The sequence below is a fragment of the Anaerobacillus sp. 1_MG-2023 genome (assembly GCF_030547345.1).
GTDB classification, from domain to species: domain Bacteria; phylum Bacillota; class Bacilli; order Bacillales; family Guptibacillaceae; genus Guptibacillus; species Guptibacillus hwajinpoensis_B.
In genome coordinates this window covers 67,614-91,570 of record NZ_JAUORD010000009.1, presented here as the reverse complement: position 1 = coordinate 91,570, position 23,957 = coordinate 67,614, and the positions used below count along the sequence as shown (strand labels likewise).

Below are 23,957 nucleotides of genomic sequence, written 5' to 3'. Positions count from 1 at the left end.
TAGAACCGTTTATAGAGGCAGTTTTTTGTTTTGCTGCAAATCTTATATGAAAAACAAGTTGATTCTATGTAGCTACTACGATATATAATGACGTAAAGATAAGAGAGTCTCGTGAGCGAGGACAAGTGTCTTTTGAGAGGGTCAGGTACGTACCTGACCCCCATCAAAAAAAGGAGGTTGAGCGATGGCACGCTGGATTTACGTTGTTGGCGGTTTTTTAGTGATTTTGTCATTTTCTTTTTTTATCCTCTATTCTGTAAGGGCTTTCAATATTACGCCTGATCGCCCTTCAGCCTCTTATACAGCACCGGATTATCGTTTCGTTCTTGTAACGGAAGAGATCGATAACGATTATTGGCGACTTGTGGAGAAAGGAGCGCGAGAAGCGGCTACAAAGTACAATGTTTCACTTGAATACACAGGGCCAAAACAAGCGAACCTTGAAGAGCATATCAAAACGATTGAGATGGCAGCGGCATCAAAATCTGATGGCATTATGGCACAGGGGTTAAATCAAGACGTATCCGCGACAATTATCAATCGTGTCACAGAGAAAGGAATTCCTTTTCTCACAGTGGACACAGATGCTCCTGATAGCAAGCGTGTGGCATATGTAGGCACAGATAATTATTATGCTGGATTTCTCGCAGGTCAGGCGCTTCTTAAAGATACAATTGACGAAGTAAAGATTGGGATTATTACGGGAAGGTTTGATTCGGCGAATCAAAAGCTTCGCGTAGAAGGGTTTAAAGATGCTATTAAGAATAGCGATCGCGTCGATGTTGTTGCGATCGATGCCTCACAAATTACGCGAATACAAGCAGCGGAGAAAACGTACGAAATGATAAAAGCACATCCTGAAATCAATGCTTTTTATGGGACGAGCGCTCTTGATGCGATTGGTATCGTGCAGGTTCTTGAAAGCATCGGGATGACCGACCAGGTTTATGTTATTGGTTTTGATGTGCTTCCTGAGACGATACAGCTACTTAAAGATGGAAAGTTAGAAGCAACAGTTGAACAAAAGCCATATGAGATGGGATATAACGCGGTGGAATTAATGATACAAATTATCGAAGGAAAGGATGTTTCAACGTATCATCATACGAAGACAGAAGTATTGAGAAAAAAAGATTTAAAGCAACTAGAAAGAACGACGCCGGGAGGGATTAAACTACCATGAAAATCCAGGGCAAATTTATTCTCTTTTTTACCATGCTCGTCATTTTAATGAATGGTGTCGCTTTCTATTTGTTTCATAGCAGTCAACGGACAATTGATGATTACCATACGAGCTTTGAACGCTTTATCGTGCTGAACCAGATATCACAGCAAACAAATAAAGTATATGAGGCGATGAATACCTTTCTAACAGAACGGACACAGAAAGAATTAGAAGCATACGCCATGGAGCGAAAGATTCTCTCTGAAGAAAAAGATGAGCTTCTTAACTCGGTAAAAAATGAAGCGAACGATCAAACCGTCACGAATTATGAAAATATGATCGAAAGCTTCCTGCTAGAATGTGATATTACAGTACAAGCTTTTCAGCGACAGGATATTAATCAATATTCAGGTCATTTAAATGAAGCTGCCCAAATCTCAGCATTTATCCAAGAAACAACGTTAACATTAATTAATTCTGAGCTAACGGATTATCGCATGTTTTACAACCAGATGGAGGAAAAGAGTACGTATTTGCAGTGGATGGGCATATCATTATTCGTTTCGATGATTTTATTTAGTTTGTTGATGGCATTTTGGTTCTCAAGAGGTATCACAAGGCCCATACACGAGCTTGCAGCAGCAGCTAAGAAGCTATCGAAAGGGGACTTTACTGCGAATAGAGTAGTTGTGAGATCTAGAAATGAGCTACAGCTACTAGCGGATACTTTTTATCGCATGCAGGAGAACATCCGAGGATTAATTAAAGAGATAAAACAGAACTCAGAGTTAGATCAGCTGTTGAAAGAAATGGAGCTCAAAAGTCTTCAAAGTCAGATCAACCCACATTTTCTTTTTAATACGTTAAATACGATTTCGAGACGTGCCTATATCGAAGGCGCGGATCAAACGAGTGAGCTCATTGAATCTGTGGCCGCTCTTCTTCGTTACAATCTAGGAAATTTAGCGAAAGATGTCACATTAAAAGAAGAACTGAATATTGTTCGAGAATATTTCTTTATCCAGCAGTCACGATTTGGTGAAAGGGTTACGTTTAACATAGTGGCAGACGAAGAGATTCTTGATTGCATGATTCCTGTCTTAACGCTTCAGCCGATCGTGGAAAATGCGTTTATACATGGAGTGGAGTCGTATGAAGAAGGGGGAGAAATCGTCATTCGGGTCTATTCTGATCAAAATGATGTTGTTGTGGAGGTGGTAGATAATGGTGTTGGAATTGAAAAAGCAAGACTAACACAGCTTCTCTTCAATGACCGACGATCGATTTCTGAGAAGAGACAAGGACATTCGACGGGGCTTGGCATGCAAAATGTGAAAAAAAGAATTGAATTATACTATCAGGAAACAGGCACGATGACGGTGGAATCCACAAAAGGTTCAGGTACGACCGTTCGTCTGAATTTACCTTATACGAAGATGAGAGGAGATGAACAGCTTGCTTAGGATTATGGTTGTAGATGACGAGCAGTTAGAGCGTGAAGCGGTCGAATTGATGATTAAAAGAGAATATGGAGATCACGTCACCATTCAGAAAGCGAAAAATGGACGAGAAGCCATTGAATTAGCCGAAAAGTTTCAGCCCGAGATTGTCTTTATGGATATTAAAATGCCAGGTATCGATGGGGTAGAAGCAGTGAAAACGATAAAGAGAAATCAACCCGAAATAAAATTCATCATGCTATCCGCGTTCGATACGTTTGACTATGCCCGCGAAGTGATGAAGCAGGGAGTGAAAGAGTATTTACTAAAGCCAGGGGGAAAGCAAGAGATCTTCTCCGCCATTACGCGTATCTCAGCCGAAATTGAAAATGAACGAGTAGAAGCCGAGAAGCAAGATCATGTACAAGCACAGCTTACAAAAGCTGTTCATCTTCTAGAAGGAGAGTGGATGAACGCGATCCTAATGGATCATGTCACTGAGTTTAGTCCTTCAGAGTGGAGTGAGCTGTTAGGCTTTCAGACGACAGTTGGGTATGCGGTTATCTTTAAATTTCCTGAGGAAAGAAAAGCGATCGTCAATGAAATGGTTCAGTGGGTAAAAGGAAAAATGAAATCCAACATGCCTGGTGAGGCGATGATTGGAGTGAGGGATGATAGGTATTTACCCTGTTTTCTTTTTAGTGAAGATCTTCTGGAGAAGGATAAACGATTAAAAGCGAAGTTACAGCCTACGTTAAGACAACTTCTTCATGAATTTTATCAGGATTTCCAAGAGGTCGTATGTATCGGCGTTGGGAGACCTTACCAGGAAGCGGATCAATTTGTTGAATCTTATCGCGAAGCACTTCATGCGGTAAATACACTAGACTTTCAACGAGAGGTCACATATGCCTTTTATCAAGAAAGTAAGACTCCTAACGTACCGCGCCAGAGCGGAACTCAGGAGCAGGAGTCTATCGTAATCAACGCCATTAACAATGGTGATTTCACAAAAGCGATGCAAGAACTTGAAGTGTATCTTGGTATGATTTCAGGTGAACAGCCTGCTATATTTGTTCAAAAGGTGAACGAGCTCTTTCTTGTTGCAGAACGAATTTTACAAAATAACGGAATTTTCTTAACTTCCTACAAGTACATTCAAGCGGAAAGCGAGAATGAGGCGAGAAATCTAGCCAGAGCAAAGCTTCGGAAATTGAATGAGAGTGTGCAAACATGGCGTTCTCTTCATGGAGGAGATCGTCTTGAACAGGTGAAGCAATATATTCACACACATTTTCATGAGCAGCTAACACTTGAAGAAGCAGCTGATCATGTTGATCTTAGTCCTTATTATGTAAGCAAATTATTTAAAGACAAAAGTGGTATGACGTTTATTGATTATGTTACAGAAGTTAGAATTACAGCAGCGAAAAGAGAAATGCTTGATCCTTCAAAGAGCCTGAAAGAAATTTGTTTCAATGTTGGTTATAAGGACCCTAATTATTTTAGTCGAGTGTTTAAACGAAAAGCAGGTTTTTCACCATCTCAGTACCGTGAACAATTGCACGTATGACAAAAAAGAAACCGACTAGCGGTTTTTTTTGCTATTGGAAGGGTAGATCCTTCAAAATGCCTTTCTTTATATACTTCTGCATGGAGTGAAGTTCTCTCATGACTCTAGCGTTTTCTCTATCACTCTTCCACCAGTTTTCTCCCTGTCCAGATTCTCTGTCATCGGGGCAGAGAGTATAGGAGATCCAGTCCGGCATATAGGTGGTGAGAGTTAAGTGACACCTTTTCATGTGATAGGGGGAGCTCACAATCAGAAGTTTATTGATGTGATTCAGACCAAATGACCGTTGAAGTACCATAAGTGAAGCAATGACGTTTTCGGTCGTATTAGCTGCTTCGAGTTCGAGAAGAATATCTTCCTCGGGTACGCCAAAGTTAAGTAAGTGGTTTTTCATCCAAATGGCTTCTGACTCTTCTTCTTTACCCCATCTTGCTGCAGATCCGGAAACTAAAATTTTTGGAGCGCGCTTGTTATGATATAGTCTGGCTGCTTTTTGAACGCGATGAATCGTTTTTGCACCAAAAACGAGAATGCACTCTCCATCTTTTCCATCATCTACAATGCTATCGAACATGAATGAAGTAATTTGTTGAATTGAGAGATTGTCCAGATTAACTTCAGAAAACATCATTTCTCTTTCACCTCGTTAGGACATTTCTTAGTAACTCTCTTCTCCTTTTAATCAAGAGATCCTTTCTTTCGTAGTTCTATACTAGCTTATGAGCATGACCACAAAAAAGTGAAGATAACCACAAAAATATGAAGGCGCTTACATAAGTTGTTATTCATTCAATTTGATAAAGTAAATGTAATAAAAGAAACGGGGGATTGATTGTATGAAGGGAACGTTGAAAAAATTTACGGGATGGATTCTCGTCCTTGTCCTCGCTCTTGTACCGCTTTCTGCTTGTTCAAACTCTGGGGAAACGAATAGCAGTAGTGAAGGAAGCGCTAGTAAAGAAGAAACGCTTGATATTTTTAGCTGGTGGACAGGTGCTGGTGAAGAGGATGGATTGAATGCGCTAATTGACTTATTTAAAGAAGAATACCCTGATATTGAAGTAGAAAACGCAGCAGTTGCGGGCGGAGCAGGAACGAACGCGAAAGCCGTGCTTGCAAGTCGCATGCAGGGTGATGATCCACCAGCAACCTTCCAGGTTCATGGTGGTTCTGAATTGAACGATGGATGGGTTGCGGCTGATAAGATGGAAACGCTTAACGATCTGTATGAATCCGAAGGTTGGGGAGATAAGTTTCCTGAAGATTTAATTGATCTTGTTAGTAAAGATGGAGATATCTATTCGGTTCCTGTGAATATTCATCGTGGAAATGTTCTATGGTATAACACGAGCGTTTTTGAAGAGAACGGTGTCGAGCCGCCAGCCACGTTTGATGAATTTTTCGCTGCTGCTGACCAATTACAGGAAGCTGGTGTTACGCCGCTTGCTCTTGGAGACAAAGAGCCCTGGACAGCAACTCATTTGTTTGAGACTGCGCTCTTAGGAACGCTTGGAGCAGATGATTACAAAAAGCTTTTCACTGGAGAAATGTCGTTTAGTGATCCGAAAGTAAAGGAAGCAGCTGAGAACTTTAAGAAGATGCTCAGCTATGTGAATGAAGACCATAGCTCACGAAATTGGCAGGATGCTTCCCAGCTTGTTGCAGATGGAGAAGCGGCGATGAACGTTATGGGAGACTGGGCAAAGGGTTATTTTGTGAACGACCTTAACTTAAAGGTGAAAGAAGACTTTGGTTGGGTGGCAACACCTGGAACAGACAGTATGTTTATGGTCATTACAGATACATTTGGTCTCCCAAAGGGAGTTTCAAATCCTGAAGACGTTAAGAAATTCTTATCTGTTCTTGGTTCAGTTGAAGGACAGGATGCGTTCAACCCATTAAAAGGCTCTATTCCAGCTCGAGTTGATGCCGATCTCTCGAACTATGATGAGTATGGGAAAGAAACAATTGAAGACTTTAAAAATGCTAGTCTTGCTCCAAGTCTTGCCCACGTATCGGCTGCACCTGAAGGCTTTGTCACAAAAGTGAACCAGGCGATTAATATCTTTGTCACACAGCAGGATGCGGATCAATTTATTAGTTCGCTAGAAGATGCTTCAGGCGATCTTAAGTAAAAGAGGACGGGGGAGAAGGATTGCTCTTCTCCCTTTTTCTATCGTAAGGGGGATGAGGATGAAAACTGAAACAATGATAAACCAATCTGTTAAAGCCGTAACAACTCGAAAAAGACGTTCACTTACGAAAGATCACATAATCGCCATTGCTTTCCTTATTCCATCCATCCTATTAGTAGGTGTTTTTGTTTATGGTTTTATCGGATGGACTGGCTATGTCTCTTTGAGTAATTGGAATTCACTTGTACCAGACTTTTCATTTGTTGGGTTGAAAAATTACATCTACTTGTTTAGTGATTTTCGTTTTCAAGCTGACTTACGAAATACACTGTTTTTTACGATTCTCTTCATTCTAGTCGTGATTGTGGTAGGGCAGTTTCTCGCCATTCTTCTTGATCAAAAAATTCAGCAGGAGTCACTCTTTCGAAATATCTTTTTCTTTCCGATGGCGCTTTCGTTTGTTGTAACGGGTGTAGTTTGGCAATGGCTATTAAACCCTTCGACAGGTGTTAACCTATTTCTTGAAAAGATTGGTCTTGATTCAAAATGGTACACGGATACGACCATTTTTCCTGCAATTGGATGGGGAAAGATTGAATTCGGGATTCCGATAGCGATGATTGCTGTTGTGATTGCTGCAGTATGGCAAATGACGGGCTTCTCTGTTGCCATGTATCTTGCCGGTTTACGTGGGGTGCCTGAAGAAGTGCGAGAAGCAGCGAGAATGGATGGAGCAAATGAATTCCAAGTATATTGGAAAATCATAATGCCGATTCTTCGCCCAATTACGGTTAGTGTCATAATTATTATGGCTCATATTTCACTTAAAATTTTCGATTTGATTTACGCGATGACAGGTCCTGGCGCGAACTTTGTAACCGATGTTCCGGGTGTATATATGTACGAAACGACTTTCCGTGGAAATTACTACGCAAACGGAGCAGCTATTGCTGTGGTCATGCTTCTCGCTGTTGCTATCTTTATCGTTCCATATCTGTGGTCGAGTCGAAAGGGGGAAGCTTGATGGCGATTAGAACGATCACCCGTCCGCTTCTTTATGCTCTCCTTATTGCTTTATCATGCTTTTATTTAATGCCAGTTTACGTCATGATCATAACGAGCCTGAAGCCTCTTGAAGAAGTGACCTTAAGTCAAATGTGGCAGTTACCTTCAACTTTTGATTTTAGTAGTTATTCAGTAGCGTTTACGAAGCTTGCTCCAAACTTATTAAATAGTTTCTATCTTGTTATTCCAGCAACATTGCTATCAGCGTTATTAGGATCACTTAACGGTTACGTACTTTCAAAGTGGAAGTTTAAAGGCGCAAATACGCTATTTACGGTTATTTTGTTCGGAATGTTTATACCCTATCAAAGTATCCTTATCCCGCTCATTCAGTTTCTTAGAGAAATCGGATTATATAATTCTATTGCAGGGCTTATCTTTGTTCACGTTGTGTATGGGATTCCGATTACGACACTTATGTTTCGCAACTTCTATGCCAGCATTCCTGATTCGATGATTGAATCTGCCAAAATAGATGGGGCAGGGTTTATCGGAATTTACCGTTTCATCATGATGCCTTTATCAATTACAGGGTTTGTTGTTGTCGCAATCTGGCAGTTTACGAACATCTGGAATGAATTTTTATTTGCTGTCACGATCACAACATCTGATCAACAACCTGTTATGGTTGCTCTTCAGAATTTATCCGGCAGTCAAATCGTTCAATGGAATGTACAAATGGCAGGTGCACTCCTTGCTGCACTACCAACTCTACTCGTTTATATTTTCTTAGGTAAGTTTTTTGTAAAAGGATTACTTGCGGGATCAGTAAAAGGGTGAAATCCACTTTTGATAAGAGCAGCTCATGCTGTTCTTTTTTTTACTCATTTACGTTCTGTGATGACCTTTCACATGGATGATTCAAAAATCGAGAAAACAACATCTTGAGATAACATTGCTATTTTTATTTGAATGACTTAAATAGAGGGATTTCGCTACTTTATCTTGAAATTTGTTAGAATAGTGAGAAAAATGGTAAAATTAATAAGTGTTCTTATAATAGTGGAGGGGGAGTGCTGATGTTTCATTCGTATAAATTAGATGGTTACTTTGATGAAATGCTTGAAGAAGGCAAGAAACCAAGGGGACATTGCAAACCGTTCCATGAGAAATTAAACGAGGTAGCTCCGGAAGAATTACAGTCGAGGTATGAACTAGCGCAAAGCGATTTTCTTCGCCAGGGCATTACGTTTACCGTTTATAGTGATAATGAGGGTACAGAACGGACAATGCCATTTGATTTTGTTCCCAAAATAATTCCACCAGACGAATGGCAACATCTTGAGCGAGGACTTATGCAGCGATTTGATGCGCTCAATGCTTTTCTTGATGACGTCTATCATGAACAAAATATTCTTAAAGACGGCATAATTCCACGGGATCTGGTCGTCAATTGCCAGCATTTTTTCGAACAAGTGGCAGGGATTGATCTTCCGAGAAGGCAGCATATTTTTATGGCAGGAATTGATTTAATTCGGGATGATAATGGGGAGTATCGCGTTCTAGAAGATAATCTTCGTAATCCCTCTGGCCTCTCTTATGTTTTTCAAAACCGTTATGTAATGAGAAAAGTTTACCCTGAATTTTTCAATCAATATTCTGTTCAATCTCTTGAACAGCAATTTTCATATCTACACTCAGCAATGGCCTCGCTTGCTCCTGATGATAGCACATCACCGACGATTGTATTATTAACACCTGGTGTTCATAATTCAGCATACTACGACCACTCTTTTATTGCTCAGCGAACAGGAATTGAACTCGTAGAAGGCAGAGACCTTGTTGTGAGGGAGCGACAGGTGTTTATGAAAACTGCTCGTGGATTGAAGAAGGTAGATGTGATCTATCGTAGAATAGACGACGAGTTTCTTGACCCACTGGAATTTCGTGAAGATTCGCTTCTTGGGGTTCCAGGGCTCATTGATGTGTATCGAGCGGGAAATGTTTCGATTCTAAATGGTATTGGTAATGGAGTTGCCGATGATAAAGCGATCTATCATTTTGTTCCTGATATGATTCGCTATTATTTAAAGGAAGAACCACTAGTGAAAAACGTCGATACATATCTTCTGAGATATGACGATCAGTTGGAATATGTTCTTGATCATTTGTCAGAGTTAGTCGTCAAACACACGAACGCTTCAGGGGGCTATAACATGCTTATCGGTCCTCATGCTACGGACGAGGAGATTGAAGCCTATCGAGCGCAAATTTTAAAGAATCCATCTGAATTTATTGCTCAACCGACAATTAAATTATCTCGCCTCCCAGCATTTAAAGAAGACCGCTTTGCTGCATGTCACGTTGATCTTCGCGTGTTTATATTTGGTGGAGAGAAGACTCACGTATTTCCTGGTGGTTTAACACGTGTCGCTCTCAAGGAAGGTTCTCTTGTTGTCAATTCTTCGCAGGGCGGCGGAGCGAAAGATACGTGGGTACTAGAAGAGAATCCAATTGTAACGGGGGGAGAGTGACAACCATGCTAAGCAGAGTAGCTGATTCGCTTTACTGGTTAACCCGAAATGTCGAACGAGCAGAGAATAACGCGCGATTGATTGCGGTTAAGTTAACGAGTCGTCTTGAGAATGCTAATCCAATCGAAGAGACGAATCAGAACTGGTATGAACTGATTGAAATAAGCGGGTTTCAAGAGGTTTTTGATGAAGAACATGATCGACCGATGGATCGAAATGTGATGGAGTTCCTACTGTTTTCAGCAAAAAATCCTAATTCAGTACTCAATACAATAACTATTGCTAGGGAAAATGCACGCGCCGTTCGAGAAATTATTCCCAATGAACTATGGGAAAGTATTAATTCTTTTTATTTGAAATTAAAGCAACAAAGCCACACGCCATGGACGATGGAAGAAGTTAGCGATATTTGTGAATTTGTTAAGAAGGAATCTCTTTTATTTCAGGGGATTGTTGAAGCAACAATGCCGCGAGGAGATGCTTACCTTTTCATGGAAATGGGTAAACATCTGGAAAGAGCTGAGAAGGCAGCTCGCATATTGGATGTTTATTACCACAAAAATTTAGAGAGCTACCAGAATACAGAAATTGTGGAGTATCATCACTGGTGGTCAGTTCTTCAGTCAGTGAGTGGACATGAAGCTTACATTAAAACGTATCGACCGTTGATTAAAAGTCGCAATGTCGCTGAGTTTTTCATTTTAAATGCTGAGTTTCCGAGGTCAATGATGTACTGTATTCAAAAAGTGCGAAATGCATTTGTCGCGCTTGAAGATGGTCATGTCGAACATTATTCAGAATCACTTGCACAAGAGCTCGAGCACCTTGCCAATGATCTTTATGATTTCTCAATCGAAGAAATTTTGAACCAAGGAGCTCATGCGTTTCTTCAGAGTTTTCAACACAGATGTATGACGATCGGCATGCACATTACGAAAACCTATTACCTGGGGGAAGTTGTGATACCATGAAATATGAAGTTACCCAAACGAACACTTATCACTATGAGCTGCCAGTAAGGCAGAGTATTAATCAGTTCAGATTGCGACCACTTCATGATGTGCAACAAACGCTTCATGACTATCGCGTTCGCATCCAACCTGAAAGCAAGACTTACGGGCATACGGACTATTGGGGCAACTATGTTGAAACGTTCTATCTATGGGGTGAACATCAAGATCTTGAAATTGAAACGATTTCAACGATTGAAATTCATCCACTTGCGCTGGATGTTACTTTGCCACTTACGGATAACCAGCTAGCTGAACTTCATTCAGAATCTTTTAAGCAAGCTCATGCCGAATATATGATCGAAACGGATTATACGACAATCTCCAAGCATGTGATGGAAGAAGAAACACGAGAGCTCTGGGCAAATGCTAGAGATGAACTTGACTTTGCAGTGAAGCTTAATGAACATATTTATAACACGATGGAGTACGTGTCAGGAGCCACAAATGTTGAAACGACCGCAGAAAAAATTCTCACTCATCGTACAGGCGTTTGTCAGGATTATACTCATCTAATGCTTGCGCTCTGTAGGCATCGAGGAATTCCAGCTCGCTATGTTAGTGGATATATTTATATTGGAGAGAATTCCGCTTACCGTGGGGACGCGGCAACTCATGCGTGGCTTGAAGTAAAAGTCCCGGGCCTAGCCTGGATTGGCCTTGATCCAACGAATAATGCCGTAGCTCGCGAACAGCACATTCGGATTGCAGTAGGCCGAGACTATCGTGATATTTCTCCTCTAAAAGGGGTATATATCGGCGGAGCTCACACGCTTAACGTTAGTGTAGGTGTAAAGAATTTAGAAGAACGGGTCAGCGGGTAAGAAGCTGCCCGTTTTTTAAATTGGAAATCCTTCCATCACTAAAACCGCTTGAAAGCATGGAAATAGTAGTAGCATTCATGTAAGGTTTTGTTTGTTAAACATATTTTTCTTAAGCGATAATCTTACCGCTAATTAAACAGAAAAGAGGCGAAAATGGTTGATTATTTCACCTCCGCTTGCTCAATCAATCGTAGAAGAAACAGAAAGTATCATTAGTCGCAATATTAATTTTATGGATAGTGAAGGTAAAATTATTGCTAGTACTGATCCAAATCGTATCGGTCACTTCCATGAAGGAGCCTATAATGTTCTGCAACGGCAACAAAGTTTAGTGATCGAAGAGGATGATGAGTTAGAAGGAACGAGAAAAGGCATAAACCTCCCCGTTTTTTTGCATGACCAGATTATTGGTGTGATCGGTATTACCGGAGCCCCTGAAGAAATCAAACAGATGGGCGAGGTAATCCAAAAAATGACTGAAATTCTTGTGAAGGAAGCTTACTTTGATGAACAGCTCGAACTAGAAGATCGAGCGAAAGAAGCGTTTATTGATGAATGGATCGATGGAAAGTGGGAAAATGATAAATTATTTGCATCAAGAGGATGGATTCTTGGCATCAATGTCCATATCCCGAGAGTCGCTGTCATTCTTGATATGATCGGGATGAATGATCTTATTTATAATAAATTATCAAGCTACCAAGCTGATGTTAAAGGAGAACTTGAAATTCAGCGTTTTCGTCGAGATATTCTTCAAGAGATTCAATCGAGGTTTCCACCTAATAGTCAGCATGTGATCATACCAACAGGCAGTACACGTTATATCCTTTTATTATCCGTTAATGATCAAGTGGCCGAGGTGAATCGTAAAGGAAAGATTCAATTTCGACTGGAACAAATCCAGCAAGCTATCGAATCTTCTTACCCCTTCACAATGGCTGCAGGTATTGGAAGGATGTATACAACGCCACGAGAAATATCAAGGTCTGTACAAGAAGCAGAGAAAGCCTTGCTTCATTCCAGAAAGCAGAGTAATTTGTTTTTCTATGATCAACTTGGCATTGAATCTTTTGTGTATGATCTCGCCCCAGAAGTGAGATTAGATTTTGTTGAGCGGGTTCTCCCTTTAGAACAATTAGAGAAAAAACATCAAATGATTGAAACGCTTGAAGCTTTCTATAAAGCAAATGGGTCTATTCAAAAAGCATCGAGTGAATTATATATTCATAAGAACACTCTTCAGTACCGCTTAAAGAAAATTAGTGAATTTACTGGATATGATCCTAGAAATTATGAGGATGCTGTTCTTCTGCAAGTAGCTCTTGCTTTTTATAAATCCAACCCTACGTAAAAGACACTTTGAAAAAAAAGTGTCTTTTATTATGTGTACTAAAAATATATGTGTAAAAGACGTTTTTTTAGTTATCTGTAACATAGAATGCTTTTGGGAGATTTAATAAACTACTAGTAGAACATATTTCGGGAGGCATAACAGATGAGAACATCAATTCAGGAGAGCATATACAACAAGTTAGAGCGACTATACGGAAAACAAAGAGCGCTTTCTGTGACATCTAAAGTAATGGAACTAATTAAATCATATAAGCGGAAGGAAATAGAGCCTGATAAAAAATGGGTAGATGAAAAAGATATTATGATGATCACTTATGGTGATTCTATTAAAGAAGAGGGGGAAGTTCCTCTTAGAACGCTGCGAGAATTTTTATCTGATCACCTTACTAATGAAATCAATGCGGTGCATATTCTTCCTTTCTATCCTTATACGAGTGATGACGGATTTTCAGTAATGGATTATAAAACAATAAATGAAGAGCTTGGTAATTGGGACGATATTCAAGCGCTTTCTAATCAAACGGATCTAATGTTTGACGCTGTTATAAATCATATTTCAAGTGAAAGTAATTGGTTTAAAGAATATTTGAAAGGAAACGAGGCTTATCAGGATTATTTTATTGAAGCTGATCCTGAAGCGGATTATAGCAAAGTGACGCGTCCTCGCGCACTTCCTCTTTTAACAAAAGTGGAAACGAACAATGGAGAGAAGCACATTTGGACGACGTTTAGTGAAGATCAAATTGATTTAAATTACGAAAGTGATCGTGTGCTCCTTGAAGTCCTTGATATTCTTCTCACTTATGTTCAGAAAGGAGCACGCTTTTTAAGGTTAGATGCGATTGGCTTTATGTGGAAAAAACTAGGTACCACATCGATTCACCTGGAGGAAACTCATTTGTTAGTACAGGTTATGAGAGAAGTACTTGAAGAAGCAGCACCGGGAACGATCGTAATTACAGAAACCAACGTTCCCCATAAAGATAACATTAGTTATTTTGGGGACGGTTCAAACGAAGCCCATCTTGTTTATCAATTCCCTTTACCTCCATTGACGCTCCATTCCTTTCAAACTGGCGATGCATCGGAGTTAACAAAATGGGCCAAATCACTTGAAGCTACTACGGAAACAACTACTTATTTTAACTTTCTAGCTTCTCATGATGGAGTAGGTGTTCGACCTGTAGAAGGTATCCTATCAGCATCTGAAGTGCAGAGAATGGCGGATAAAGTTCAAGAAAATGGTGGTTACGTCTCTTATAAAAATAATGGTGATGGAACAAAGAGTCCATATGAATTGAACATTAATTATTTAGATGCGATTTCAAATAATGGAGAATCGAATGAGAAAAAGGCAAAGCGGTTTATTGCAGCTCAATCAGTACTGCTTTCATTGATGGGCGTCCCTGGCATCTACGTTCATAGTTTACTAGGCTCTCAAAATGATCAAAGTGGCGTCGATGAAACAGGACGATACCGCTCGATTAATCGAGAGAAGCTAACACGATCAACGCTTGAAGATGAACTTCAAAAGGAAGGAAGCTTACGGAATCTAGTTTTCAATGATCTAAAAAAACTGATCAGAACGCGCAAATCAAATAAAGCTTTTCATCCCAATGCTTCTCAAGAAGTGTTGGAAATGGATCAGCGCATTTTCTCTGTAGTTCGTACGAATGAACAGACGGGAGACAGAGTTGTAGCGATTACAAATGTTTCAGATGACACCGTTACGCTCAAACGAGAAATACTTGATCGTTATTTTGATGGTACTGCTTTCGATCTCATTTCCGAGTGTGAAATTTCTTCGGAGATAACGGTATCTCCTTATGAAGTTCTTTGGGTATGTACAACATCGGGGGTGAGTGAATGAGAATCTTGATAGCTACTGATTCTTTTAAAGGATCTATGAGTAGTCTTAATGCCGCCCACGCCATTGAACGTGGGATAAAGGAAGTTATTCCTGATGCAGAAACGATTCTCATACCAATGGCAGATGGTGGTGAAGGAACGGTAGATGCATTAGCTACTATTCTTAATGGGCAAGAGATCGTCGTTGAAGGTATCAGCGACCCTCTTGGTCGGCCAATCAGGGCGACATACAGTTGGGTAGAATCAACATCTACTGCGATTATTGAAACTGCATCAGCTTCAGGTCTCCCTCTTCTTAAAGAAAATGAACTCGATCCGCATCAAACCTCCACTCATGGGACAGGGCAGTTAATTAAGCATGCTCTTAATAAGAAGGCGCGAAAAATCATACTTGGTTTAGGTGGTAGCGCAACTGTTGATGCAGGAACTGGTTGTTTTGAAGCGCTCGGGGTTCAGTTTCTCGATGAGAAAGGTGAAAGAATAAAGGCAAATGGAGCATCTCTTGCTCATATTTCTTCTATCGACCTTACAGCATTAGATTCTCGTCTGAAAAACGTAGAAGTTGTAGTGGCGTCTGATGTAACAAATCCTTTACTTGGGAAGGAAGGCGCTATTACTGTGTTCGGTCCACAAAAGGGTGTTAACGATATTAATAGATTTGAAGCTGGAATGAAAAACTATGCGAATAGAGTAAGTGAAAAAATTGGCATGAACCTGGAGAACAGTGATGGAAGCGGAGCAGCTGGCGGGTTTGGTTTTAGCCTATTAGCCTACTTAGATCCAATTTTTATGAGCGGCTTCTCTTTACTTGCTGAGCATAGCTGTTTAAAAGAACAAATGAAGTCGAGTCACTTAGTGATTACGGGAGAAGGAAAGCTAGATGCCCAAACGTTATATGGTAAAGTGCCTTCGGGTATTTCTCGGCTAGCTAAATCTGTTAATGTTCCTGCGATCGCTTTCGCTGGTACTTCTACGATTCTAGAAGATAGGGAGATGGGCATTATGACCGTTTTACCTATTATTGATGAGCCAATGGAATTGAAAGAAGCCATGACTCGAGGACCAGAGTTATTGTACCGTGCAAGCAAGCGCTTTATGACGCTTTATCAATGGATTAATAAGGGGAAGGGAGAATAGAAGATGAGCCAATTCACAATGCTAGATTACGTGGTTCTTGTTGTTTATATTCTTGGGATTGCTTGGTTTGGAGCGCGTTTCGGAAAGAATCAAAACACGACAAAGGATTATTTTCTTGGCGGAAGAAGCATTCCATGGTGGGCAATCGGGCTTTCAGTTATGGCAACACAAGCGAGTGCGATCACATTTATAGGTGCACCTGGTTGGGGATATGAAGGTGGACTAGAGCGCATTAACACGTTTATTAATGTGCCGCTTGCAATGGCTTTTCTTATCGCTACAATTGTCCCTTTTTTCTATCGAGCAGAAGTTTATACGGCTTATGAGTATTTAGAGAGACGCTTCGGAGCGGGAACACGAACTTTATCCGCTGGCCTCTTCTTAGTGGCTCGTGGACTTGCGACAGGTGTCGTTCTTTATGCCCCTGCATTAGTACTATCGGTCGTAACAGGATGGGATATTAAGCTAACGATTATTTTAATGGCTGTGATAGCGGTATCATATACGGTACTTGGTGGGATCAGTGCTGTTATCTGGACTGACGTGATCCAAATGTTCGTATTATGGTTAGGTGCTGCTATTAGTATCGTTGTTATTTTAGTGAAAGTTCCGGGCGGAATGAGTAGTATTCTTGCCAGCGCTTCAGACGCAGGTATGCTTCAATCGCTCAATTTCTCCTTTGACCTTTCTATTGAATATAGCGTATGGGCAGGTGTGATTGGCGGTTTCTTCCTTCATGCTGCTTACTTTGGAACAGACCAAAGTCAAATCCAGCGTGTTTTAACAAGTAAGTCAATACGCGAAAGTAAACTTTCACTCGTTCTAAGCGGAGTTCTTCTAATCCCGCAAATGCTGCTTTTCCTTTTTATCGGTATTCTTTTGTTTGTATTCTACCAAACATTTGGTGACCCGAATGTTGATAACTTAAATGAACTATTTCCACTATTCGTTGTGAACCAATTACCAGCAGGAATTTCGGGTCTTATTATTGCAGGTGTGTTTGCAGCCGCTATGTCTAGCCTGGACTCTGCTCTTAACTCATTGTCCGCCGTGTCGATTCGAGATTTCTATGGTCAATTCGTTAAAAAGAATGCATCGGATCAGCATTATTTAAAAGCATCGCGATGGGCTACAATTTTTTGGGGAATTTACGCCACAATCTTCGCTTTCTTTGCAGCTAATCTTGGTCCGGTTATTGAAGCTGTAAATAAGATAGGCTCCTATTTCTATGGTGCGCTTTTGGGTGTGTTTATCCTCGCCATTTTTACAAAGCGAACAAACGGCGTAGGTGCAGTGACTGGTATTATAGCGGGGATGCTTTCTGTTTGGGGCGTTACTCAGTTTGCTGAAGTATCATGGTTATACAATAATTTCGTAGGGGCGATTGTTTCAGTAGGGGTTGGATATGTTGTTAGCTTTATTGGAGCAAAACCTAAAGCTGAGAAACTAGCAGGGCTTACGCTGTTTGATTTAGATGACGATATACAAGAAGTGTTAAAAGCACGTTCTGAAGCAGCGTCGTCTCTAAGTGATGAAGAAATTGAAGAAGAACGTCGTACGTCAAGATGGCCGATTTATTTAGTTGGGTATTTCGTTGTCGTTATGATTGTGCTCTATCTCATAGGCCTGATCTAAAGGAGGTTATAAAAGATGACTTATTATATTGAACCAACAATTGATCGGCAGAAAGCTTTGAAAGCGATGAAACAATATACCTCTAGTCTGCTGCTGCGCATCGTTGAAAATAAAAAAAGGATTGAATCGAGTGAACTCGTTTACCTCCCTTTTTGGATGTATGAGTATCATCTGAAAACAACCTCGTTGAAAGAAGGAATTAATGGAAGAATTGCGATCGAGTCAATCACTGAACAAGCAGCTATTCTTCCAGTGGACTACCCTCTTAAAGAAGGAGAGGCCCCTGGGGAAATGTTTAGCCATAGTTCTCCTGATCCAGATAAAGCAAAACATGCGTTATATTGGGAAGCGTTTGGAAAAGAAAAAAAGAAAAAACAGATCAACATTTCTTTGGAGGAACCATCCAAACTGTATTTGCCTTATTGGGTAGGCTATATCAAAGGAAATAGAAGAGAAGTTTATATGGTGGATGGCGTAACTGGAAAAGTTGATTTACCAATGAAAGACTCTTTTCTCCATCATTTAAAAAATCAATTGAAGCACAGCTCGATATGAGCTGTGTTTTTTTGATTATACTTAAATGTGATAATCAACACTAGAAACCTTCTTAGCTTCCAAAAAAAGAGCATGTGAATATTTAATAGATTATTAAATGTTTTTTAGAAAATACTGTCTAAAGCTTCAATAAGTAGGGAAAGAAATAATTAGTAATATTGAAAATTATGATAAAGGGTGATGTCATTTGTCGGATTCCATCCATGTAACGATTAATGGTAAAAGTGAACAAATTCCTAGTGAGAAAAGTGTACTTGAAGCACTTAATGATCATAATCTAGACTTGCCGAGCGTATGCTATCATCCAAGTCTTGGAGCCATCGAAACTTGTGACACATGTATGGTGGAAGTAAATGGAGAAGTTGTAAGAGGTTGTTCAACGACTCTCTCAAATGGAGATAGTATTAACACAACAGCTTCTCACGTAAAGGAAGCTCAGAATATTGCAATGGATCGTATTCTTCATAATCACGAGCTTTATTGTACTGTCTGTGATTACAATAACGGCACGTGTGAAGTACATAATACGGTGAAACAAATGAAGATGAATCATCAGGCGATTCCTTTTGAACAAAAACCAGACCCTGTTGATAATTCAAATCCTTTCTATCGATACGATCCAGATCAGTGTATTCTTTGCGGACGCTGCGTCGAAGCTTGCCAGGATGTGCAGGTAACAGAGACGTTAACAATTGATTGGGAGAGAGAACGTCCGCGCGTCATCTGGGATAATGACGTTGATATTAATGAATCTTCTTGTGTTTCTTGTGGACATTGCTCAACCGTGTGTCCTTGTAATGCCATGATGGAGAAAGGCATGGAAGGTGAGGCTGGCTTTTTAACTGGTATTCAACAAGATACGCTTCGCCCTATGATCGAATTAACAAAAAACGTGGAGACTGGCTATAATTCTATTCTTGCAATATCTGATATGGAATCGTCCATGCGTGAAAATGAAATTAAAAAAACGAAAACCGTATGTACGTATTGCGGTGTAGGATGTAGTTTTGACGTTTGGACAAAAGGGAGAGATATCCTAAAAGTAGAGCCTCAGGTAGAAGCTCCAGCGAACGGGATTTCCACTTGTGTAAAAGGGAAATTTGGCTGGGATTACGTGAATAGTGAAGAACGCTTAACAAAACCGCTTATTCGCGAAGGCGATTCATTTAGAGAAGCAGAATGGGAAGAGGCACTTAAACTCATTAGCCGAAAGTTTTCTGAGGTGAAAGAAGACCATGGTGCAAATGCTCTTTCTTTTATTAGTTCTTCCAAGTGTACAAATGAAGAATCGTATTTAATGCAGAAGCTAGGAAGAAGTGTCATCGGAACAAATAACATTGATAACTGCTCTCGCTATTGCCAAACTCCAGCAACAGTAGGGTTATTCCGTACAGTAGGCCACGGTGGTGATGCTGGATCGATAAAAGATATCGAAATGTCTGAGCTTGTCATTGTTATTGGATCAAACACTTCGGAATCTCACCCTGTTTTATCGACAAGGGTAAAGCGTTCGAATAAATTGAACGGTCAAAAACTCATCGTTTCCGATTTGAGAAAACATGAAATGGCTGAACGCTCTGATTTATTTATTCGCCCTTCTTCAGGTACTGATCTTGTTTGGCTCTCTGCCGTAACGAAGTATATTATTGATCAGGGATGGGCTGACGAGGCTTTCTTGAAGGACCGTGTGAATGGTCTTGATGACTATATCGCTAGTCTTGAAAAGTACACTATGAGCTATGCATCTGAAGTAACAGGAATTGATGAGGCGGAATTAATCCAAATTGCTGATATGATCCATGAAGCAAAGACAACTGTAGCACTTTGGGCAATGGGCGTCACACAACATAGTGGCGGGTCAGATACGAGTACTGCCATCTCAAATTTACTTCTTGTTACTGGAAACTATGGTAAACCAGGAGCAGGTGCCTATCCACTTCGAGGTCATAATAATGTCCAGGGTGCGAGTGACTTTGGAAGCATGCCTGATAAAATGCCCGGTTACGAAAATGTGACCGATCAAAAAGTGCGTGATAAGTATGAAAAAGCATGGGGTACGCCACTTCCTGAAGAAGTCGGCTTAAATAATCATGAAATGGTCGAACATATTCATGAAGGAAAATTAAAAGCGATGTATTTAAAAGGGGAAGACATGGGAATTGTCGACTCTAACATTAACCATGTTCACGCAGCATTTGAGAAACTAGACTTCTTCGTCGTGCAAGATCTTTTCCTTACGAAGACAGCTCAGTTTGCAGATGTCGTCCTTCCAGCAAGTCCAAGCCTTGAAAAAGAAGGAACGTTCACAAACACAGAACGCCGTTTTCAACGTCTCTATCAGGCACTAGAACCACTTGGAGATTCGAAACCCGACTGGAGAATTATTATGGAAATCGCAAATGAAATGGGAGCAGGTTGGGATTATGATAGTCCGAGTGACATTATGGCTGAGGCTGTTCAGCTTGCTGATATGTTTGCTGGGGTTTCTTATGAACGTCTTGAAGGATATAAGAGTCAGCAGTGGCCAGTTGCGGCAGATGGCACGGATTCACCACTACTCTTTACAGAAGAATTTCCGTTTCCGGATGGAAAAGCAAGACTATTTCCAGTCGAATGGACAAAACCACTCGAGTACGACGATCAGTACGATCTTCATGTCAATAATGGGCGTTTGCTAGAGCATTTTCATGAGGGTAATATGACGTATCGAAATGAAGGCATTAAATCGAAAACACCAAGTACGTTCGTTGAAGTTTCTCCTGAATTAGCAGAAGAAAGAGGGTTATCTGACGGAACGTTAGTTAGACTTGTGTCACCATATGGAGCTGTTAAGATTAAATGTCTTGTAACAGATCGTGTGCAAGGAAAAGAAGTATACATTCCGCTAAATGATCAAGATGATGCGGCGATTAACTTACTTACAAGTAGCAAGGCGGATAAAGATACAGACACGCCTGTTTATAAAGAAGTGAAAGCGAAGATGGAAATTTTGAAAGACAAAGGGACTTCACCACTACCAAAGATCAATCATCGCTATGGAAATCCACAGCCTCAAAAAGGGGTCATGGTTGAGCGGAAATGGGCAAGAAAAGATTATCTCTTCCCTGGAGATATGGTGAAAAAGGAGGGCATTAACTATGGCAAAAGCCATTAAGCAAATCAAGCGTATTGAAGTTTCTGAAGAAGAGAAGCGCGCAAGTGATCTTAGAGAGATTGAAGATGCTTTGATTGAAAATAAAGATGCCCTTCTTGAAACATTAAGCGTTGTAGGTGGGATGAAAGATCGAGGCATTTTAACGCTTTTAAACGGTCTTTTTGGAGAAGGTGACCGCGTTCTGAAGGTCATCGTCGATCTATTAAATGTTCCGGAAAATACAACGGCGTTAAAAAATCTGATGCTTCTCTTTGGAGCAGCAGGAAAGATTAACGTTCAGGATCTCGAGCCATTGCTTTTAAAGGTAAACTCAGGTATTGAGAATGTTGCTGAGCATTCTGATGACAACGAGAAGACTAGCTATCTGAGTCTTCTTCGGGCACTAAAAGACCCGGAAATTAATCGATCTTTAACCATTCTAATTACTTTTTTGAAAGGGATGGGGAAAGATATTGAGAACGAAGAGCAAATGACCGATAAATCACAGTCCTCTGAGGCGAGACAGGATCTTTAACTTTCTATAATTCCACTGAAAAGCCCCGCAAATTGAGCGGGGCTTTTCAGCGTGCAGCTTTACTTTTTCTTCGTGAGATGATGACAAAGGCCATAAACGTAAGCACTATACCTAATGAATCTGGTACAAGCACATCAATTAAATGTCCTGTTCTTCCCTCAACGAGACTTTGATGGTATTCATCAAATAATGCATAGAGAAAAGCTGTTAATGAGCCTAGGATAAGGGAGGCTTTTCGATTGCTTTCTTTCCATGCCATGATACATAAAAACGCTAGTAAACCGAACGAGGCAACATGGGCTCCCTTCCTAAGAAAAAATTCAACATATTGATATGGCGCTGAAGGTGTAACAAGTGCACCATCATAGGTGAATTCAATTGGGGGTAAATCCTCTTCTTGGATCGAAATCATTCCTTTAAAGAACGGTTTCATATCCTGTTTTTGATAAGGGGTATTAGAGGAGACGAAAAGTATGATCATCATTAAGAGTGCGAGGCTAAACCATTTTCGCTTATCGAACCATTTCATGCATTTTCCACTTTCTTTCTTAAGCAGTTTAGTCCCTATCATACCGAATTTCGTGCATAATAGGGAGTGGTTTTCTAAAGAAATATTAAGATTTTGTGTTGATCGAGTGAAGGGGATCTGAAACTATTTCTGCTCACTTATAATAGAAAATAGATGAAAGAGAAAGGAGATATAAGATGAAGATTGCTGTAATCGGTACCGGTTACGTTGGTCTAGTAACAGGAGTATGCCTAGCTGAAATCGGCCATCAAGTAACGTGCGTTGACGTCGACCACAAGAAAATTGCGATGATGACTGACGGCTATTCGCCTATTTTCGAACCTGATTTAGAGAAGTTAATGAAAAGAAATTTATTGGATGGTCGGCTTCACTTTACAACAGCTCATCAGGAAGCATTGGCAACGGTGGACGTTATCTATATTGCGGTCGGTACACCACAACGATCTGATGGAACGTCCGACCTTCAATACATCCAGCAAGCTGCCCGACATATCGGCACATCACTTCAGCAGGATAGTATCGTTGTAACCAAAAGTACGGTCCCCGTAGGAACAAATGAACTGATACAAAAGTGGATTGAGCAAACGTTAAGATCGAACAATAAAGTAGAAGTTGTTTCAAATCCAGAATTCTTACGAGAGGGTTCAGCTGTACATGACACGTTTCATGGAGATCGGATTGTTATTGGATCAGAGAATAAAACAGCCGCCGCAGTATTAGAAGATATTAATCAGCCTTTTGGGATTCCAATTTATCATACGGATCGGAAAAGCGCTGAACTAATTAAATATGCGTCTAACGCATTTCTAGCAACGAAGATAAGTTTTATCAATGAAATTTCAGCTATTTGTGAAAAAGTTGGAGCAAATGTAGATGATGTGGCTTTTGGAATGGGAAAGGATAAGAGAATTGGGGATCAATTTTTACAAGCTGGGATTGGCTATGGGGGCTCGTGTTTTCCAAAAGATACAAACGCTCTTGTACAAATTGCCGGTAACAACCAACATAACTTTCAATTGTTGAAATCTGTTATCGAGGTAAACAATACTCAACAAAATAAGCTCATTCAAAAAGCGAAAGAGGTAGTTGGACCACTTCAAGGGAAAAAAGTAGCGCTACTCGGTTTAGCTTTCAAACCAAATACAGACGATATGCGTGAGGCGGCCTCTATCCCAATTGCTCGATCTTTAGTAGAAGAGGGAGCAGAAGTCCTTGCTTATGATCCCATTGCGATATCGAATGCTAAAGGCCACTTGCCTAAAGAGGTGATCTTTAAAGAATCCTTAATAGAGGTTTTAACTGGAGCAGATGTGGCACTCATCATAACGGAATGGAAAGAAATTAAAGAGCTAGATTTGAATGTATATGTGAAACGAATGAATTCTCCCATTGTGATAGACGGAAGGAATTGCTATTCATTAGAAGATGCAGCGAACTATTCACTAAACTATATCTCTATAGGTCGGCCTACCATAAATCAGTTACAAGTCTCTTCAACGGTATAATAATTCGACAAAACAGCCTTA

The 23,957-nt window shown here is 40.4% G+C and carries 19 protein-coding genes; 17 read left to right on the top strand and 2 right to left on the bottom strand.

The features are described from left to right. Positions 1 to 184 precede the first annotated feature (184 nt). From Q4550_RS15365 to Q4550_RS15355, 3 genes are read left to right on the top strand one after another with little or no spacing between them, the layout of a single operon-like run. Positions 185 to 1,183 carry a sugar-binding protein gene (locus Q4550_RS15365; protein ID WP_303534172.1) on the top strand — a complete coding sequence of 333 codons (999 nt, stop codon included), beginning with the start codon at positions 185 to 187 and terminating at the stop codon, positions 1,181 to 1,183. Further along, on the top strand, positions 1,180 to 2,628 hold the full coding sequence (locus Q4550_RS15360) for a sensor histidine kinase (RefSeq protein WP_303534169.1): 1,449 nt from the start codon (positions 1,180 to 1,182) through the stop codon (positions 2,626 to 2,628). The genes Q4550_RS15365 and Q4550_RS15360 overlap by 4 nt, the downstream gene beginning before the upstream one ends. Next, positions 2,621 to 4,177 (top strand): response regulator, encoded by a 1,557-nt coding sequence (locus Q4550_RS15355; protein ID WP_303534167.1) that lies wholly within the window; start codon positions 2,621 to 2,623, stop codon positions 4,175 to 4,177. The genes Q4550_RS15360 and Q4550_RS15355 overlap by 8 nt, the downstream gene beginning before the upstream one ends. A gap of 31 nt (positions 4,178 to 4,208) precedes the next feature. Here Q4550_RS15355 and Q4550_RS15350 read toward each other — a convergent pair whose 3' ends face one another. Then, on the bottom strand, positions 4,209 to 4,808 hold the full coding sequence (locus Q4550_RS15350) for a YdcF family protein (RefSeq protein ID WP_303534166.1): 600 nt from the start codon (positions 4,806 to 4,808) through the stop codon (positions 4,209 to 4,211). A gap of 205 nt (positions 4,809 to 5,013) precedes the next feature. On the opposite strand from Q4550_RS15350, the gene Q4550_RS15345 reads away from it, so the two are divergent. The 13 genes from Q4550_RS15345 to Q4550_RS15285 all read left to right on the top strand — a co-directional run bounded on the left by Q4550_RS15345 (position 5,014) and on the right by Q4550_RS15285 (position 21,902). Beyond that, positions 5,014 to 6,312: an ABC transporter substrate-binding protein gene (locus tag Q4550_RS15345; protein ID WP_303534163.1), complete on the top strand. Its 1,299-nt coding sequence runs from the start codon at positions 5,014 to 5,016 to the stop codon at positions 6,310 to 6,312. Between the two features lie 58 nt (positions 6,313 to 6,370). Continuing rightward, a complete protein-coding gene (locus Q4550_RS15340) occupies positions 6,371 to 7,336 on the top strand; it encodes a carbohydrate ABC transporter permease (RefSeq protein WP_370314267.1) in 966 nt (321 codons plus the stop codon). Further along, the gene (locus Q4550_RS15335; RefSeq protein WP_194218698.1) at positions 7,336 to 8,157 is read left to right on the top strand and encodes a carbohydrate ABC transporter permease; all 822 of its coding nucleotides are present in this window, start codon (positions 7,336 to 7,338) and stop codon (positions 8,155 to 8,157) included. Before Q4550_RS15340 ends, Q4550_RS15335 begins: the two co-directional genes overlap by 1 nt. A 239-nt stretch (positions 8,158 to 8,396) precedes the next feature. Next, positions 8,397 to 9,851, top strand: a complete 1,455-nt coding sequence (locus tag Q4550_RS15330) for a circularly permuted type 2 ATP-grasp protein (protein WP_303534158.1) — start codon at positions 8,397 to 8,399, stop codon at positions 9,849 to 9,851. A 5-nt stretch (positions 9,852 to 9,856) separates the two neighbouring features. Further along, positions 9,857 to 10,822: an alpha-E domain-containing protein gene (locus Q4550_RS15325; protein WP_303534155.1), complete on the top strand. Its 966-nt coding sequence runs from the start codon at positions 9,857 to 9,859 to the stop codon at positions 10,820 to 10,822. Then, on the top strand, positions 10,819 to 11,685 hold the full coding sequence (locus Q4550_RS15320) for a transglutaminase family protein (protein WP_303534152.1): 867 nt from the start codon (positions 10,819 to 10,821) through the stop codon (positions 11,683 to 11,685). The genes Q4550_RS15325 and Q4550_RS15320 overlap by 4 nt, the downstream gene beginning before the upstream one ends. Positions 11,686 to 11,842: 157 nt before the next feature. Beyond that, a complete protein-coding gene (locus Q4550_RS15315; RefSeq protein ID WP_303534150.1) occupies positions 11,843 to 13,036 on the top strand; it encodes a CdaR family transcriptional regulator in 1,194 nt (397 codons plus the stop codon). A gap of 144 nt (positions 13,037 to 13,180) precedes the next feature. Further along, positions 13,181 to 14,908, top strand: coding sequence for a sugar phosphorylase (locus Q4550_RS15310; RefSeq protein ID WP_303534147.1), 1,728 nt, complete (start codon positions 13,181 to 13,183; stop codon positions 14,906 to 14,908). Further along, a complete protein-coding gene (locus Q4550_RS15305) occupies positions 14,905 to 16,044 on the top strand; it encodes a glycerate kinase (RefSeq protein ID WP_303534145.1) in 1,140 nt (379 codons plus the stop codon). The genes Q4550_RS15310 and Q4550_RS15305 overlap by 4 nt, the downstream gene beginning before the upstream one ends. A 3-nt stretch (positions 16,045 to 16,047) precedes the next feature. Further along, complete coding sequence (locus Q4550_RS15300) at positions 16,048 to 17,679, top strand: sodium:solute symporter family protein (RefSeq protein ID WP_303534142.1); 1,632 nt, start codon at positions 16,048 to 16,050, stop codon at positions 17,677 to 17,679. A 15-nt stretch (positions 17,680 to 17,694) separates the two neighbouring features. Next, positions 17,695 to 18,234: a hypothetical protein gene (locus Q4550_RS15295; protein WP_303534141.1), complete on the top strand. Its 540-nt coding sequence runs from the start codon at positions 17,695 to 17,697 to the stop codon at positions 18,232 to 18,234. A 187-nt stretch (positions 18,235 to 18,421) separates the two neighbouring features. Then, positions 18,422 to 21,388 (top strand): formate dehydrogenase subunit alpha, encoded by a 2,967-nt coding sequence (fdhF, locus tag Q4550_RS15290; protein WP_303534140.1) that lies wholly within the window; start codon positions 18,422 to 18,424, stop codon positions 21,386 to 21,388. Next, positions 21,372 to 21,902 carry a helical membrane plugin domain-containing protein gene (locus Q4550_RS15285; protein WP_303534138.1) on the top strand — a complete coding sequence of 177 codons (531 nt, stop codon included), beginning with the start codon at positions 21,372 to 21,374 and terminating at the stop codon, positions 21,900 to 21,902. The genes fdhF and Q4550_RS15285 overlap by 17 nt, the downstream gene beginning before the upstream one ends. Before the next feature lie 46 nt (positions 21,903 to 21,948). On the opposite strand, the gene Q4550_RS15280 is transcribed toward Q4550_RS15285, so the two are convergent. Continuing rightward, positions 21,949 to 22,431 carry a VanZ family protein gene (locus Q4550_RS15280; RefSeq protein WP_303534136.1) on the bottom strand — a complete coding sequence of 161 codons (483 nt, stop codon included), beginning with the start codon at positions 22,429 to 22,431 and terminating at the stop codon, positions 21,949 to 21,951. A gap of 176 nt (positions 22,432 to 22,607) precedes the next feature. On the opposite strand from Q4550_RS15280, the gene Q4550_RS15275 reads away from it, so the two are divergent. Then, positions 22,608 to 23,936: a UDP-glucose dehydrogenase family protein gene (locus tag Q4550_RS15275; RefSeq protein ID WP_303534133.1), complete on the top strand. Its 1,329-nt coding sequence runs from the start codon at positions 22,608 to 22,610 to the stop codon at positions 23,934 to 23,936. Positions 23,937 to 23,957: the final 21 nt, after the last annotated feature.